General features: G+C 43.9%; 11 protein-coding genes and 1 tRNA gene. 6 read left to right on the top strand and 6 right to left on the bottom strand.

The window, feature by feature from the left end:
* Positions 1–3: 3 nt before the first annotated feature.
* Positions 4–417 carry a hypothetical protein gene (locus tag NSS67_RS01490; RefSeq protein ID WP_339318021.1) on the bottom strand — a complete coding sequence of 138 codons (414 nt, stop codon included), beginning with the start codon at positions 415–417 and terminating at the stop codon, positions 4–6.
* A 178-nt stretch (positions 418–595) separates the two neighbouring features.
* On the opposite strand from NSS67_RS01490, the gene NSS67_RS01485 reads away from it, so the two are divergent.
* The 4 genes from NSS67_RS01485 (at position 596) to NSS67_RS01470 (ending at position 7,303) form a co-directional block, all read left to right on the top strand.
* Positions 596–973, top strand: a complete 378-nt coding sequence (locus tag NSS67_RS01485; RefSeq protein ID WP_339318020.1) for a hypothetical protein — start codon at positions 596–598, stop codon at positions 971–973.
* Positions 974–1,237: 264 nt separating this feature from the next.
* A complete protein-coding gene (locus NSS67_RS01480; RefSeq protein WP_339318019.1) occupies positions 1,238–5,566 on the top strand; it encodes a bifunctional 2',3'-cyclic-nucleotide 2'-phosphodiesterase/3'-nucleotidase in 4,329 nt (1,442 codons plus the stop codon).
* Positions 5,567–5,704: 138 nt separating this feature from the next.
* A tRNA-Leu gene (locus NSS67_RS01475) sits at positions 5,705–5,788 on the top strand.
* Between the two features lie 120 nt (positions 5,789–5,908).
* Positions 5,909–7,303 carry an MATE family efflux transporter gene (locus NSS67_RS01470; protein WP_339318018.1) on the top strand — a complete coding sequence of 465 codons (1,395 nt, stop codon included), beginning with the start codon at positions 5,909–5,911 and terminating at the stop codon, positions 7,301–7,303.
* 59 nt (positions 7,304–7,362) lie between these two features.
* Here NSS67_RS01470 and NSS67_RS01465 read toward each other — a convergent pair whose 3' ends face one another.
* The 3 genes from NSS67_RS01465 to NSS67_RS01455 all read right to left on the bottom strand — a co-directional run bounded on the left by NSS67_RS01465 (position 7,363) and on the right by NSS67_RS01455 (position 10,929).
* Complete coding sequence (locus tag NSS67_RS01465) at positions 7,363–8,703, bottom strand: FAD-dependent oxidoreductase (protein WP_339318017.1); 1,341 nt, start codon at positions 8,701–8,703, stop codon at positions 7,363–7,365.
* Between the two features lie 143 nt (positions 8,704–8,846).
* Positions 8,847–10,211 carry a HAMP domain-containing sensor histidine kinase gene (locus tag NSS67_RS01460; RefSeq protein WP_339318016.1) on the bottom strand — a complete coding sequence of 455 codons (1,365 nt, stop codon included), beginning with the start codon at positions 10,209–10,211 and terminating at the stop codon, positions 8,847–8,849.
* Entirely contained in the window at positions 10,189–10,929 is a 741-nt protein-coding gene (locus NSS67_RS01455) for a response regulator transcription factor (RefSeq protein ID WP_339318015.1), read from the bottom strand. The genes NSS67_RS01460 and NSS67_RS01455 overlap by 23 nt, the downstream gene beginning before the upstream one ends.
* Positions 10,930–11,088: 159 nt before the next feature.
* On the opposite strand from NSS67_RS01455, the gene NSS67_RS01450 reads away from it, so the two are divergent.
* A complete protein-coding gene (locus NSS67_RS01450) occupies positions 11,089–11,751 on the top strand; it encodes a hypothetical protein (RefSeq protein WP_339318014.1) in 663 nt (220 codons plus the stop codon).
* Positions 11,752–12,046: 295 nt separating this feature from the next.
* On the opposite strand, the gene NSS67_RS01445 is transcribed toward NSS67_RS01450, so the two are convergent.
* A complete protein-coding gene (locus NSS67_RS01445) occupies positions 12,047–12,985 on the bottom strand; it encodes a DMT family transporter (protein ID WP_339318013.1) in 939 nt (312 codons plus the stop codon).
* A gap of 140 nt (positions 12,986–13,125) precedes the next feature.
* On the opposite strand from NSS67_RS01445, the gene NSS67_RS01440 reads away from it, so the two are divergent.
* Positions 13,126–14,469: a PLP-dependent aminotransferase family protein gene (locus tag NSS67_RS01440; protein WP_339320469.1), complete on the top strand. Its 1,344-nt coding sequence runs from the start codon at positions 13,126–13,128 to the stop codon at positions 14,467–14,469.
* A gap of 461 nt (positions 14,470–14,930) precedes the next feature.
* On the opposite strand, the gene NSS67_RS01435 is transcribed toward NSS67_RS01440, so the two are convergent.
* On the bottom strand, positions 14,931–16,028 hold the full coding sequence (locus NSS67_RS01435) for a polysaccharide deacetylase family protein (protein ID WP_339318012.1): 1,098 nt from the start codon (positions 16,026–16,028) through the stop codon (positions 14,931–14,933).
* Positions 16,029–16,033: the final 5 nt, after the last annotated feature.

Raw genomic sequence — 16,033 nt, 5'->3', positions numbered from 1 at the left:
AGGCTATCCCATTAATCCCTTTAGTCCGTTAAGGAAGGGGGAAATAGATTTAATCATATTGTAGCCCATCTTCACAACTGGCATTGTTCTTTGTATCATCCCTACGAAGCCCATAATTCTACCGAATCCTGAAGGACCTGAACTTGCAGCATCGATAGCCCCCGCAGCTCCCCCTCCCATTCCGAGAAGTGATCCGAATAACGGCATGAGTCCAGATACATTTGCTTTCTGAGAGCGGGAATGAGTGCGTCTTTTTGATTTTTTGTTTTTATTTTTACGTGGTTTGGAAAGGGTTAATCCATCCTTATCGAGGCCAGTTATCCATCCAACATACGTACGCCCATCATGAAGCGTAATACACACGGGTCTACCTTTAAGCTGTTCGGCTCGCTTGCGAATCTTTGCTCTGTTTGCCATTTGTGGATCACCTCATTGGTCTATTTAATAATATATTACTCAGATATTCTGGTGTTGCTTGTGCTGGTTCATCATATCGTTCAGACAACAAGCGGATATGTTGAAATACCCGTAAATTATAATAATCGTTCGTTACACTCATAGAATCTACAGTGGAGTTATTAATGGAGGTGGAAAAATGTTATCTGCATGGGTAGGAAGTATTATTTTTGCGGGAGCGGCGATTTCTTACATATTATTGTCACTAGGATTCCCCTATGGTGAATTTGCAATGGGAGGAAAATATAAAGTCATGCCTCCAAAAATGAGAGTTGCGTGTGCAATTTCAGTAGTTGTTCAGCTGATTGCAATCTTGTACTTGCTGCAGGCAGGCAACGTGATTTCTTTTGGATTACCTTTTGATCGAGGGATATGTTATTTTTTTGCAGTCTATCTAATTCTCAATACCGTAATGAATTTATTATCGACGAGTAAAAAAGAAAGACTTGTGATGACACCGTTATCCTTAGTGACTGCAATTTGTTTTGGGCTTACTGCCATCATGAGTGGGTCTTAAGAGGGGTATCATTGGACAAAGATTCGACGTTTCTAGAATTTAAATATACGATTATTTTAGGACGCATCTGTATAAGATGTGTTTTTTTGTATGTCTAGAGACTCTTGATCTAATAAAATAAAAATATGACGTAGGCCTTTCCTATCATGTTATTATATTTAACATACTTTTATATCAATTTTACAAATACAAACTATTTCGTCAATTCTGTGTGATATAATATCACAGAAAATATGTAGAAATGATAGGGAGGACTAAATTTTTATGGGATGGAAGACACGATGGAACAAGCCACTCGCTTCTGTACTAGCAACTGCAGTGCTTTCAGCACAGGTACTAGGCGGAGTCGTTCTGGGTACAGTTTGGAGTCCGGATAAGGTAGCTGCTTCACCTGCTTCTGGTGCAAAGGTTGAGCTCCGTTTAATGAGCACAACGGATGTGCACACCAATGTGTATGGTTGGGATTATTTTAAGGGGGCACCCTCTGTAACCGTCGGTCTTGACCGCACGGCAAGTCTGGTGAAACAAGCAAGAGGCGAACAACCCAACAACCTCCTGCTCGACAATGGGGACTTGATTCAAGGAACCCCGCTAGGTACGTACGTGGCGAAGAAATCGGAACTGAAAGATCCTAATGAGATTCATCCGATGATTGCGGCCATGAATGCTATGGGATATAACGCTGCGACTTTTGGGAATCATGAATTTAATTATGGATTGCAATTTTTAGATCGTACTATAAACGGTAGCGTTGGTAATAAGGAAACTACCGGTGCAAATTTTGATTATGTGAATGCGAATATATATAAAACAGATGGCACGAATGCCTTTACTCCTTATGTTATTCTCCATAAAAAAGTAAAAGATAGTACTGGTCAAGAACAAACGATTAAAGTCGGCTTGATCGGTCTGGTCACTCCACAGATTATGGAGTGGGATAAGGTTAATCTGGAGGGTAAAGTTGTTGTTGAGGATATTGCCGCAACAGCTGAGAAGTTTGTTCCAGAAATGGAAGCCGCTGGAGCAGAGGTCATTGTTGCTATGGCACATACTGGGTTTGATGTGAATGCTGTTATAGGTGATGGTTCCGAGAATGACATTAACGCCTTGAGTAAGGTTCCAGGTATTGATGCGATCACGTTCTCACATACCCATAAGGTATTCCCAACGGGAAATGACACCACACTGGATGCTTCGTTCAAAGATCCGGATACTAAGCTTCCTTATGCAAATGAGAAAGCTAAGATCGATAATGTGAATGGTCACATTAACGGTACGCCTGCTGTACAAGCTGGCTATGGTGGTGCTTATTTGGGTCTAGTTGATCTGAATATTGTATACGGTAGTAACGGCTGGGAGGTAGATAAACAAAGCTCGAAAGCTTCAGCTCGTTCTATCTATAAGACAGAGAATAAAGTAAATATTCCAACGGTAGAGCCTGATTCAGCTGTAGATGATGCTGTTGCGGCAGCGCATAACGCTACTATTGCTTACACTGAACAAAAGCTGGGTGTTACAACAGCTCCGATGAACAGCTATTTTGCAATGGTTCAGGACGATCCTACGGTTCAGCTCGTAACGTATGCACAGAAGTGGTACGTTCAGAAGTATATTGATGTCAATGTTCCTCAATATAAGGACCTACCTATTCTGAGTGTGGGCGCTCCTTTTAAAGCAGGACGTAACGGGCCAGAAGAATACACTAGTATTGATAAAGGAAACTTGACTATCCGTAGCGCAAGCGACCTCTATTTATACGACAATACGCTTAAAGCGATCAAGGTTAAGGGTTCTGTTGTAAAAGAATGGTTGGAAATGAGCGCGGGTGCATTTAACCGCATCAAACTTGGAATCTCAACTCCGCAGCCTCTGTTGAACTCGAAATTCCAAGTCTTTAACTTTGATGTAATCGATGGAGTTCAATATAAAATTGATGTAACCAAAAACGCGAAGTACAATCCGGATGGCTCCATTAATGATGCTTCATCGAGTCGTGTAACGGAAGTGACGTACAACGATCAGCCTTTAGATCTTAATCGGGATTTCATTGTTGTCACTAACAATTACCGCGCAAGCGGTGGTGGCAACTTCCCGGGTGTTAAAGGCTCAGAATTGGTAGTGGACTCTCAAGATGAGAATCGTCAGGTCTTGATGGACTATATCAGTGAAGCGGGAACAATTGATCCTACAGCTGATGGCAACTGGTCCTTGTCACCTATCAAGGGCAGTGTGAATGTAACGTTCACCACAACGCCTAAAGCAGCAAAGGTACTTCCGGCGAACATATCCGATACGGGTCAGCAAGACGATAATGGCTTCGGTATCTTCAAACTGGATCTAAGCGTGAAGACACCTACACCTACTACGGATGTAGAAGTTCACCTGCTTGGAATCAATGACTTCCATGGTCAACTAGACACAGTCTCTACAGTGAATAATAAGTCTGTAGGCACAGCAGCCTACCTTGCGACTTACTTGAAAGCAGCTCGTGCAAAGTATGAGAATTCTTTGCTCTTCCATAATGGTGACTCGGTCGGAGCATCGGCACCTGTATCCTCACTTGAGCGTGATGAGCCGACTCATGCTTGGATGAATATGATGAAATTTGATGTAGGTTCCTTAGGTAACCATGAGTTCGATCAAGGTGTTGATGCACTAATGACACAGCTTTATGGTGGTGTTGATCCTAAGAACAACAAAGTTATTCATGCTGGTTCTGATTTTGATTACGTGAATGCTAATGCGGTTTATGGTAAAACAGATGGTAAACCAGGTCCACCAATTATTAATCCTTATGTGATCAAAGAAGTGGGTGGAGTCAAGATCGGCTTTATAGGTCTTGTAACCAAATCCACTCCAAGCAAAGTTTCACCTTCAGGCACAGCTGGCGTATATTTCCTCACGCCTAAAGAGGAAGTAGTGGCTGTTGAGACATATGCTAAGGAGCTCCAATCTAAGGGCGTAGAGACGATCATCGTGCTTGCGCATGATCCAGCCTCAACTAAAGACGGAGTAACTACAGGTGAAGCTGCTGATCTGGCCAAAGCGCTTCCTGCGAACTCCCCTGTTGACGTTATCGTTGCTGGTGATAACCATGCACTGGCAAACGGAACGGTAAACGGCAAGCTGATTGTACAGGCGTATTCTTACGGTACAGCATTTGAAGATATCAAGCTGATCATTGACCCTAAGACAGGTGATGTGAAGGAGAAGTCTGCTGTAGTAACATCCACCTTCCACGACGGTGTAACACCGGATCCAGAAAGTGTGGCACTGGTTAATGCATACCTTGAGAAGCATCCGGAATTGACCCAACCAGTGGGTACAACAGATGGAAGTATTACTCGTACAGATGCTTATACTAAAGAGTCCGCGCTTGGCAACCTGATCGCTGACGCTATGCGTACCGCTGATTTCGGTGATGGTGCAAAGGCTGCTGATTTTGCCTTTATGAATCCAGGCGGTATTCGTGCGGATCTTCCGAAAGGTGATGTAACCTTTGGAGACCTTGCCAAAATCCAGCCGTTCGGCAACACACTTGTGAAGCTGACACTAACTGGAGCGCAGATCAAAACCTTGCTTCAGCAGCAATGGAATGTGAAAGCTGACGGAACATCAGATATCAAAACGCTGCAAATTTCTGGACTGAAATATACAGCGAATATGTATCTTCCAGTAAAGGATCGCGTTGCCAATCTTACGCTGACTAACGGAACACCAATTAATCCTGAGCAGGAATATACGGCAGTCGTGAATAACTTTATGGCTGCGGGTGGGGATAACTACAAGGTTTTGACTGAAGGTAAGAATTCATTGGCTGGTCCAATTGATTTGGATGTTTTCTACGATTACATTGTGAAGACATTTGATCGCAAAGAGATCAAGGCGACTATTGAAGGTCGTATTACTAACAAAGAGAAGGCTGAATCAGGCGGGGGTTCTACCATTGTAACTCCAACACCTACTCCAACTGTAAAACCTTCAGCAACGCCAGCTCCAACAGTAGCACCTACGGCTACCCCAGCGCCAACTAAAGCTCCAGCAGCAGACTTCAAAGATCTGGGTAAGGTAGTCTGGGCGCAAGAAGCTATTCGAGCATTGGCTGCTAAGGGCATTATAAAAGGTTTGGATGCAAATACTTTTGCACCAACCAAAACAGTGACCCGTGCAGAATTTATTACAATGCTGGTACGCGCGCTGAATCTGAGCGGTTCGGGAGCAACTAGTGCATTCAACGATGTTAAACAAGGAGTTTGGTACACGGATTCTATCGCTGCTGCGGTGAAGGCTGGACTTGTACAAGGCTCTGGAAATGGTAAGTTTGAACCGGGCCGTCAAGTGACTCGCGAAGAGATGGCCATTATGATTGCTAATGCATTGAAAGATAAGCTACAGCCGATTGATAAGAATGCAGCACTGGGCAAGTTTGCAGACAAGTCCAGTATTGCTCCTTATGCACAGGACGCTATAGCACAATTGACCCAATTGGGAATTGTTAACGGTGTTGAGGGTGGCAAATTTGCACCTAAGGGCATAGCTAACCGTGCTCAAGCGGCAGTCATTATCTACCGTATGCTTGAGCAAGCTTCATAATTTGACGATTCTATAGAAAAAGTGTGTCGATGTCTTTATGAGAGGGCATCGATACACTTTTTTATTAATTTTGCTATTGCTCTTTCTATGAAATCATGGTAATTTAAATTCTGCACTGCATGATTGGTTTATATTTGTGCGGTCGTGGCGGAATTGGCAGACGCGCACGGTTCAGGTCCGTGTGGGTTAATCCCCGTGGAGGTTCGAGTCCTCTCGACCGCATATCTTAGTGCATATAAATTAGCTGTACTTTCGAATTGCTCTTCAACCTGAAGAGCCTTTTTCTATTTGTACGGATATTTCAAATTTGGATAACTCTAATGTAAAAGAAGTGAAGCGAAGATGGAGCCTAATGTAAATGTAAATACGAAGCGAAGTGTGCGGTTTCTTGAGAAATATTTTTCAGGTGATACGTTAGATTATCGCCATATCATTGCTTTATTCATCCCAGTTCTGGTGGATCAGGCCTTTATAGTGGGGCTAAATCTAATGAATACTGCCATGATCAGCTCGTCGGGTGTGGCAGCTATCAGTGCTGTGAATATGATTGATTCCCTTAATCTTTTTCTCATTAGTGTGTTTATCGCGGTATCAACAGGTGGGACGGTTGTCGTAGCGCAGTATAAAGGAAGCGGTAATGGCCTTATGGTGTCAAAAGCTGCCGCAGGTGCTACTTCATCAGTTTCCCTTATGGCATTTTCTATTGGTATGTTTGGTATTCTTTTTCATAATCCACTGTTGAACTTACTATTTGGATCGGCCTCACCGGAGGTTATGCACAATGCCCGAATCTATTTGATCGGGAGCTGTATCTCCTATCTTGGTATAGCTGTGGTAGAGGCAGTGTGTGGTGCTCTTCGTGGAATAGGAAGGACGAGAGCCTCGCTTGCGCTATCGCTAATTATGAATTTAGTTTACGTCCTCTTGAATCTCGTATTTATTAACCTTTTGCATATGGGCGTTCTGGGAATGACCATTTCTATAAATATAGCTAGGTATTTGGGAGCGATATGTGCACTGTATTATCTGTTCCGGATGGACAATGAACTGCATATTCGAATTCGTGACTTATTGGTTATCCAATTTTCCATGTTCAAAAAAATAATGTCTATTGGTATGCCATTTGCGGCGGAGCAGATGTTCTTTAATGGTGGTAAGATTCTGACACAAATCTTTATTGTCAGTCTCGGTACCTACGCGCTTGCGACCAATGCTATCGCTTCTTCCTTTGCGTGGATTATGCAAATTCCGGCTAATGCGCTGTCGTTGACGATTATTACAGTAGTCGGACAGTGTATGGGGAATAACAACGTTAAGGATGCTCGGAAATTTATTAAATCGTTTCTCGTAGCAGCGTCCCTTTCCTTTCTGTTGATGGGATTGTTGGTTATGCCTTTCTTCCATCCAATAGTGTCCATGTTCCATCCACCTGCCGAGATTGTGGGAGATATATTCATGATTGTACTCATCAATACAATCGTGCAAATACCACTGTGGTCAATTAGCTTCATTACACCATCAGCGCTTAGAGCAGCGGGTGATTCCAAGTTTACATCCATGGTTTCGATGCTGACTATGTGGTTGTTCCGCGTAGTGCTCGGGTACATCTTAGGTATTGTTCTGAATTTCGGTCTTCTTGGGGTTTGGTTAGCTATGAACTGTGAGTGGGGAATTAGAGGATTTATATTCCTCCGGCGCTTTATGGGCAAGAAGTGGGTTCAGCATCGCGTCATATAGTAAAAGTAAAAGACACCCGCCGGGTGTCTTTTTGTTTGTTCTACATGTAATTTGTTTCGCTATTCTTTGATTTGTGCGAACAAATCATTTAGGGCTTCGCTCATCGTAGGGTGAGTAAAGATATGATCTCTCAAAAAAGTGAAGCTTTGCCCTGTTTGTATAGCCATACTCACGATGTTAATGACTTCACTGGACTCCGCACAGTACAATGTAGCTCCCAGAATTTTATTGGTTTTTGCATCCACGATTGCTTTCAGGAAGCCTTCGGTTTCATTGATTAGGCGGGCGCGTGGAATAGCTGCTGTAGGCAATTTAGCCACTTTAATTTCTAGTCCTTGTTCGGCTGCTGCTTCTTCACTTAATCCTACTCTGGAGAGCGGGGGATCAATGAATACGCTGTATGGAACAACGTCGCGGTCCTTTGCGGTATGGGAATGATCGCCGAAGAGATCATTTCGTACAATTCTATAATCATCTAATGAGATATAGGTAAACTGTAATCCGCCCTTCACATCGCCGAGTGCCCATATATGGGGAACGGTAGTTCTAAGGGTAGAGTCCACCTTAATGGCGCCCCGATCTGTCACTTCGACACCGGCTGCTTCTAAATTTAATCCCTGGGTGTTTGGTTTTCTACCTGTAGCAACCAGAACAGCATCGACTTTCAACTCTTGCACAGCACCATCTATAGTAAAGGAGATGACTGTTCCATCACTTACGTCCTTCAGTCCTGTAACCTTAGCATTCAGTTTGACCGCAATGTTCTTTTTGGTAAAGGTTTGGAGCACGGCGTCTGCGACATCTCGATCTTCTTTAGGAATGAATCTCGAGGAACCCTCCAGCACTGTAACCTGTGAACCGAATTGACTGTAAATCGAAGCGAATTCCAAACCGATATAACCACCTCCAATGATGGCTAGTTTAGTTGGGAGTTCCTTAAGATCCATAATTGACGTGCTGGTATAGACGAATTTACTATTTTGTATCCCGTCAATAGTAGGGATGATGGTCTCAGCACCTGTATTAATGAAGATCTTGTCGGCTGCTACGATCCGCGTTTCCCCGGCATCCTTCACTTGAATTTCGTGATCCGATAAGAACGAAGCTTCTCCATTGATGATCTCTATATTTTCATTCTGATTTAGATTATCGTAATTTTTCTGGCGTAGAGCTGAAATAAGCTGATCCTTATTATGGACCGCTTCTACATAATCTTTGCCTTGATGGGCTTGATAAGCTAAGGATTTCGTAGGGATACAGGCGATGTTAATACAAGTTCCACCGTACATTTCTTTAGATCGTTCAATCACTGCTACTTTCCATTTTCGATTAGCTAGTTCTGTGGCAAGAGTCTTTCCACCTTTACCGAAACCTATAATAATAGCGTCGAACTTGTTCATTTTTAATACCTCCGGTTCATTCAGGATGTTCTTGATTTTGCTGGGAATTAGCAAGTTACTTTATTATTACCCTAAATCCGAAGGTCATTAAACGAATGATAAGAAGATTGGTGACTAGAAAAGAGATCTCCTCTAAAGGAGATCTAGGTAGGAGAGAGCGCAGGGAATCCCATGGTGATTACTGCACCGCCATTCTTACGATTCCCCGCTGTGATCAGACCTCCGGAGCGCTCGACGATCGCACGGGATATGGCTAGTCCTAGTCCTGATTCGCCATCCTTTCCTTTTACAAATCGGTGAAACAGGTAGGGAAGCAGATCCTCTGAAATACCAGGGCCATCATCGCTAACGGATAGCAGAACCTGGCCCTCTTTAATCGAAGCATGAATGTAGATATGCTGGTCTGCATAACGAGTTGCATTGGAAACAACATTAAGAAGTGCTTGCAACAGCTTATCTCTATCGGCCCGGACCAGGAGTGACTCGCAATCATCGTAAGATACATGTAGGGTCAGCCCTTTTTTCATCAAAAGAGGGTTCATGCGTTCAACCGTTTCTACGACTAAATCGTCGAGAGAGATCTCGCTAGTTCTAAATATATCTTCTTCACTATCTAGCTTCGCAAGCAAGGTCATTTCCGTAACTAGTTTCTTCAGACGACCGCTCTCACTCATAATAATATCCAGACCTTTATCGATGCTTTCCCCTTCGAAGATTCCATCCTTGATCCCTTCAGCATAACCAGAGATAGACATTAGTGGAGTCTTTAATTCATGAGAGGCATTCTGAAAAAATTGCTTCTGCACATGGTTAAATCGATTCAACTCACCAGCCATGTCATATACCGATTGCGCAACTGCGCCAATCTCTCCACCAGCTTTGATCAGCTTAACCTCTGAGAAGTGGCGTTCCTTTACCTTTTTTAGCTCTTGCTGCAGCTTCATAAGAGGCTGGATTAGCTTTTTCGTGATAAAAAGACCAAACAGGAACATAAATGCGCCTGCAGCAGCGAAAACGATGAGTAATCTTTTGAACAAAGCTTGTTCAATTGTTGTGACTGCGCTCATAGGTGTAAGCAGAGTTAGCGTGCCCATCGGCGTAGCCTTCACTTCAGTTATATACCTTGTATCTGTTCCATTCCAAATGCTCTGGAGATCAGAGGTTTGGCCTGTGACAAACTGAGCATTGGAGTCTATTGCGATTGCACTCATCTTTGGTGAGGTGGACAAGACTTTGCCTGTCTCATCGGTGAGAACAGCCTCCACGCTTGCACTGCCTACAGAAGGAATGATCGCGGGTAACGCATGGAGTTCAGTTCCAATGTCGCCCATGTATGTGTTCCCCTGAATCATAGTGGCTGACATGGCAGAGCTGATGGTTTGTAACTCTGCCTTTTGTGTTCCAACAAAATGATTGAGCAGCACAAAATGGATCACAACAGCGGTAATAGAAAGGAGCAGTACCAAGGCAATGCTAAAAGCTAAATTAATCTGATGTGCTAGCTTCATCGATCTCCACTCCCTCCTCAATACGCATGCGATAGCCATGTCCCCATACGGCTTCAATCGGCAGCAGATCTAGCTTTTTCCGCATTCGTTTAATTAAATGGTCCACGGCACGATCGCTCCCGAAATAGTCATCTCCCCAAACATGGGTTAGTAGCTCATCTCTTGTAAATGCGCGGTTGGGAGAAGCTGCGAATACTTTTAGAAGGGTGAATTCTTTGCTGGTGAGGTCAATCTCCTTTCCATGCCAGAACACACGTCTGTCCTCCAGTAATAACTGTAGATGGCTAACTGAAATATGTGTTGGTGTTTGTGGACTACTACTTGCGGGTTCTACTAGATTACTCATTTTATACCACCGTTGTAACTGGCGTTTAATGCGAGCAACTAGCTCTCGAGGGCTAAATGGCTTGACCAGATAATCATCACTGCCAAGCTCCAAGCCTAATATTTTATCCACTTCATTGTCTCTTGCAGAGATCATAATGATTGGCACTTCGGCTTCATTACGAATTCGCCGACAAAATTCGTACCCGTCCATGCCGGGCAGCATAACGTCGAGCACCCACATATCCGGTGGGCTTGTCTGCCATAAGGTCCATGCTTCCTCAGCGCTGCCAAGGCCGATCGTGCGGTAATTTTCTTTTTGTAAATATGCTTCTACAAGATTACGTATATGTTGATCATCGTCTACTACGGCAATGAGATAGTTGGTATTCATTTCGGTAACCTCCAGATTATTCTTCTACAATTATATCAATCCAGAGGTGGGTAGAGGGTGCTGCCATCGTTTTTCCACAAATTAACCAATGTTATGCCACACCCATTTTGTAAGCTTGGACTTGTAAGATCATTCGAATCGACGAGGAGTGTTGTATTTATGAATCAGCAGATGTTATTTAAAAAGTTAGCGTTGTCCGCCCTACTGGTGTCCGCAGTTGCCGCACCGACTGCAGTAAACGCAGCTAGTGGAGCTAAAGATCAAAATGCGAAAACAACAGCAGCAGCCGTACTTACTTCAGCATCTAAAGGATCAATGGATACTAAAGTAACAATCCTTGATTGGACAGATCCCCTTGAACTGGCTAAAACTTACGCGCCGAATACGCTAGAAGACTGGAAGAAGACTTTAGATCAATATTATAAAGCTGCTGGGTTTAGTATAACCGCGGTTTCCGAAGTAGTACCTTCTGAGCAGGCGGAGGGAGCTATATTTACGAAAAATATTGTATCCGCCGAAGCACTGCCCGTGAGTTATATTGAAGCTGGTCGCAGTGTTGATATACAATTACCCGAAGATAAGAACATGGATAGTGCTATGTCTTCTTCAATTACAGCTGTAGATACAATTGCGTCTGTAGAAGCGACTGAAGCTACGATTTCACTTCAAGAACTTAGTGAGGCTGATAAAGCCTTCTTCAAAGCCCAAGAGAATCTGAATAGTGCAGCTAAAACCAAAGATGCCACTGTGATTAAGGAAGCTTTGACTAAACTGTTGGATCAATATAAAGAGAAGATCAAGGAGTTAGAAACGGCAAAGTAACAGATATAGAGCACGGTTTCTTACAGAATAGAGAGATTGAAAAGGGAAAGGAAAAAGACACCTCGCGGGGTGTCTTTTTTTCGTAGATGTAAGGATCGATCAAGGGTATAAACCTGCAAAAGTACATTTTTAAAAGATGCGAGGTGGGCTAAAGCATTAATTCCTGCAAATCTGCATTTATTCTTGCTCCACAAGAAGCCTTCGAACCATAAGTGAGGTTATACCTGTACATTTGCAGGTTTTGGACTTAACGAGGAGGAATTTTGTATATATACCTGTACATTTGCAGGTTTATCTATTCCGATCCATCCTCGCCCTTTTCTTGAACCCTTACCTTCTTCCGCGCATTCACTCCGATCACCCCGGCGATAATCATCACCGTACCGGTCCAATGGTACCATTCCAGCTGTTCATTCAGCAGAAGTACACCGCCAAGAATAGAGACGACCGTCGAAAGACTGCCGAAGATGCTCACGCGTGAAGCCTCCATCCGTGATAAAGCGTAGTTGGAGAGGGAGGAAGTCACGAGGGAGGAGAGTACGCCGAGATAGATCATGGAGTATATGAATTTAGGCTCCTGAAAAGGTGTGAAATATTGATTCAAGGTTCCCGCCGAACCATGCTTAATGATCGACAGTCCATTGAAAAATATAAAGCCGAATAAAGTAATCATATAGGTGAGTTCCTTGGGACTCCAGGTACGTGTTAACTTCCGCGCCGCGACATTATAACCGGCAAGGGATAGCGCTGAGATTAGGATGAGTAAGACGCCCCACAGACTAGAGGAAGAAATACTCACACCCGGAATGGCAAAGATAAGAATGATGCCTGCAACCGAGATTAAGGTGGAGATCTTCTGGAAGCCGCTCGTAGTTTCCTTCAAGAACATCGCTGCCAAAATGATGGTGAAGATGGGCATAGTCGCCTGAATAATGCCCGCCACAGCAGATGTTGTATGCAGAAGTCCAAACGCCTGAAGCGTAAAATACAACGATGGGTATAGTAGAGCAAGTGGGATTACCACTGCTGCCTTGGATATACCAAACTTCACCCGCCCCCACCCTGGAAAAGTAAATAACGAAGCGGCAAGGAAAGATAACGTGAAGCGGTGAGCTAACGTATCGAAGGGGTCAGAGACGGTTAAGGCCATTTTTACAAATATAAAAGAAAATCCGACAATAACAGCATTCAAGACAGCAGCTACTATCGCTTTTTGAGTAGAAGAAATATTCATCAGTAAGACCTCCAAAGTGTTGCGCGCATTTAGGACCGGTCCTATTCTGCTCTTTATTCTAAGGCTAGAATAGCTGTGCTACAATGTAATTATTGTTCATCTGTACCGGTACAAATCAGTCTCGGAGGAAGGTGAAGGGGATATATAAGTACTCAGAATTAATCAACGATCTGGAATTACAAATTACTGAGGATACGTATCGTGAAGGTGACAAGCTACCATCCATCCGGGAGCTGGCGCTACGTTATGATTGCAATAAGAGCACGGTTATTCGTGCACTCCAAGACCTTCAGGATAAACACTTGATCTACGCTGCTTCAAAGAGTGGATATTATGTTATGAAGCGCAGTGGGGAGCGAAAAGAAGAAGGTGCCTACTTGATTGATTTTACGGCATCTGCACCGGACCCGGATATTTTTCCGTATCTGGATTTTCAACATTGTATCAATAAAGCGATCGATATGTACCGTAAGGACCTGTTTATCTATGGAACGCCGCAGGGGCTGCCGTCCCTTATCCGTGAAATGCAGCGACAACTGGCCTCTTATCAGGTATTTGCTGATCCGAAGCAGATTTTTATTACCTCTGGTGTGCAGCAGGCCCTTGGACTTCTGACTCGAATTCCCTTTCCGAATGGCAGGGAGCGTGTGCTAATTGAACAGCCGAGTTACCCACTGTTTATGGAATATTTGAAGACTTACGACATCGAGACAGAGGGGATACAGCGTTCGGATAATGGGGTGGATTTGAATGAATTAGAGCGGTTATTTAGGACGGGGGAGTTCAAGTTCTTCTATACCGTTCCACGGTTTCATAATCCGCTAGGCGTCTCCTATACCCGCAATCAGAAGAAAGCTATCGCCCAGCTTGCAGCTAAATACGATGTGTATATTGTAGAGGATGACTACATGGCAGATCTGGAGCAGGATGCAAAGCAAGATCCGATCTATGCCTACGATAATACCTCACATGTGATTTATTTAAAAAGCTTCTCCAAGATCATTTTCCCAGGTCTACGCGTCGGTGTGGCCGTACTTCCCGAGGTGCTCTGTGAGTCCTTTAACCGATTCAAAAGACTGATGGATATAGACAGCTCCATGCTATCCCAGGCTGCCTTAGAGTTGTATTTGAAAAGTGGAATGTTCGAGCGGCACCGAAAAAAGCTGCGTTCCTGCTACGGAAAAAGATCAAAGCTTCTCCATGATTCGATCATGAGGGAGGTAAATGCGGTGTCTGAACAGCATTATTCTTATGTTCCTGCCAGTCAGCTTGGCGTGCATACGTATCTGAAATTAGAGGATAACATTAGAGCGGAACAGATGATCAAACGGCTGCAAAAAAAGTCCATTATAGTGGAGTTGGCGGATAGCGGTTACCTTGCCTCTTTTGATAAAAAAGAGAGAATTCTAAAGCTCAATGTATCTAGTGTAAAGGAGCCTGATATTTCCTCAGGCATTGAACAGGTCATTCGAGAAATACGCTGAATTAGCAGGATTGGAAGTGGTAATCCTTTAATAGTTCTCTAAGTGTCGTTGGATTGAATCACACTTACGCTTACGAAGCAGCTATAGGACACAGCTGACCTTATATGCGGATTTTCCCCATATTTGGAGTACTATCGGACCCCAATGCAGCTATTAGCATGAGAAACACCCAATATGAACCACTTCCTACGGGATAGCGCCATTGGAGTCCGAAACCTTGCCCCAAAGGTTAAAAACGAGCAAATAACGTCATCTGGGTCCGAAAGCTTCTGTGAATGCTCCATAAAGACTCCTTCAATGAAAGAGATAGAATTTGTGTTTGGATAATTGTTGATTAGCCGCGATTACAGTGTTTACTACTGAACGGATACCATTACCTACAACGCAAAAGAGCGATCCACCAATGATGGCGGATCGCTTTTTTTTTTACCTATCTATTCAGTGGGTATGAATGATGTCTCTTATTGATCTTCTACAATCTCTGACTGCCAGCCTAACTGTCCGCACATCTCGCTCATTTTGCGAATATTCAGCCTAGCCTCGATCCGGGTTAAGCCCAGTCTGATCGAAGTATCAGCAGCCCAGCGAAGTAAGTACACCAAGGTATCAGCCTGCGCTTCTTTAGCCGCATAATCTAATAATACAAGGGTATTGTCTACGACACCGGCACGTACATATCCCCAATAGCTGCCATCAAATTGCCGTATAGTAAACAACTCACGATCCTCTGTAACTCCAACCTCTTCTAGCGGACTCTCCAGATGCTCCAGCCACTCCTTTTCAGAAGTGAAATGCAGTGTGTATTGCGGAATGTTCCACTCGGTCGTCTGGGTCGCGAGGTCGGCAAGCTGCTTGCTATTTTCTAAAGGTATCCATTTTTCCACTGGGTGATCTAGCTCAGCCGGAACGTCTACGACGATTTTCCAAGGTCTGTAGTTTACTTCTACGCCAATGGACCCTAGGATCTCAGGTACGCCAACACTTTCCAAACCTCTTTGCTTGGCGATCCGAATAAGTGCTCTCAGTGCATCCGGTGAACCTTTTGCAACATCATTACTATGCATGACTACAATGGTTCCATTCTCAAGCGTAGGTTCAACTCTGGCAACGATCTCTTCTGCAGAAATACCTGACCAATCTCCGCAATCAACGCCTTCAATATCCAGATAATTGCCCCATTCTATCAGCCAATCGAGATTCTCTTCCCGGTAGGAGCAGTATGGAAAACGCATGAAATTCGGAGACGGAAGACCCGTTGCGTCCTGATATGCCAGCTCGGTTAGCTTCAACTGCTCTAAGAATACCGCCTTTGGTACTTGGGCCATTCGCCGATGATGATACGTATGCGGAGCAAGTACATGACCTCGGGAGAGGATTAATCTCGCCTTCTCTGGATACCGATCCATCCATTCCCCAGTGAAGAAAAAGGTGCCGACAGCACCTTCCTCCTCCAAAACATCAAGCCAAAATTCAACGGGAAGCTGGGAAGGTCCATCATCAAATGTAAATGCGCATAGTGCTTGGTTGATATCGCCTTTCCAAACCGCTTTAGCTGACATATTGA

This window comes from Paenibacillus sp. FSL R10-2734 (genome assembly GCF_037963865.1).
GTDB lineage: Bacteria > Bacillota > Bacilli > Paenibacillales > Paenibacillaceae > Paenibacillus_AQ.
The sequence above is the reverse complement of the archived record's forward strand: the minus strand, read 5'-3'. Positions and strand labels throughout refer to the sequence as shown.

What these genes read in the sequence shown, in the direction of transcription:
- NSS67_RS01470 (WP_339318018.1), top strand. Translation starts at nt 5,909, where the DNA reads ATGGAGCCTAATGTAAATGTAAATACGAAGCGAAGTGTGCGGTTTCTT.
- NSS67_RS01480 (WP_339318019.1), top strand. Translation starts at nt 1,238, where the DNA reads ATGGGATGGAAGACACGATGGAACAAGCCACTCGCTTCTGTACTAGCA.
- NSS67_RS01445 (WP_339318013.1), bottom strand. Translation starts at nt 12,985, where the DNA reads ATGAATATTTCTTCTACTCAAAAAGCGATAGTAGCTGCTGTCTTGAAT.
- NSS67_RS01465 (WP_339318017.1), bottom strand. Translation starts at nt 8,703, where the DNA reads ATGAACAAGTTCGACGCTATTATTATAGGTTTCGGTAAAGGTGGAAAG.
- NSS67_RS01455 (WP_339318015.1), bottom strand. Translation starts at nt 10,929, where the DNA reads ATGAATACCAACTATCTCATTGCCGTAGTAGACGATGATCAACATATA.
- NSS67_RS01435 (WP_339318012.1), bottom strand. Translation starts at nt 16,028, where the DNA reads ATGTCAGCTAAAGCGGTTTGGAAAGGCGATATCAACCAAGCACTATGC.
- NSS67_RS01485 (WP_339318020.1), top strand. Translation starts at nt 596, where the DNA reads ATGTTATCTGCATGGGTAGGAAGTATTATTTTTGCGGGAGCGGCGATT.
- NSS67_RS01490 (WP_339318021.1), bottom strand. Translation starts at nt 417, where the DNA reads ATGGCAAACAGAGCAAAGATTCGCAAGCGAGCCGAACAGCTTAAAGGT.
- NSS67_RS01460 (WP_339318016.1), bottom strand. Translation starts at nt 10,211, where the DNA reads ATGAAGCTAGCACATCAGATTAATTTAGCTTTTAGCATTGCCTTGGTA.
- NSS67_RS01450 (WP_339318014.1), top strand. Translation starts at nt 11,089, where the DNA reads ATGAATCAGCAGATGTTATTTAAAAAGTTAGCGTTGTCCGCCCTACTG.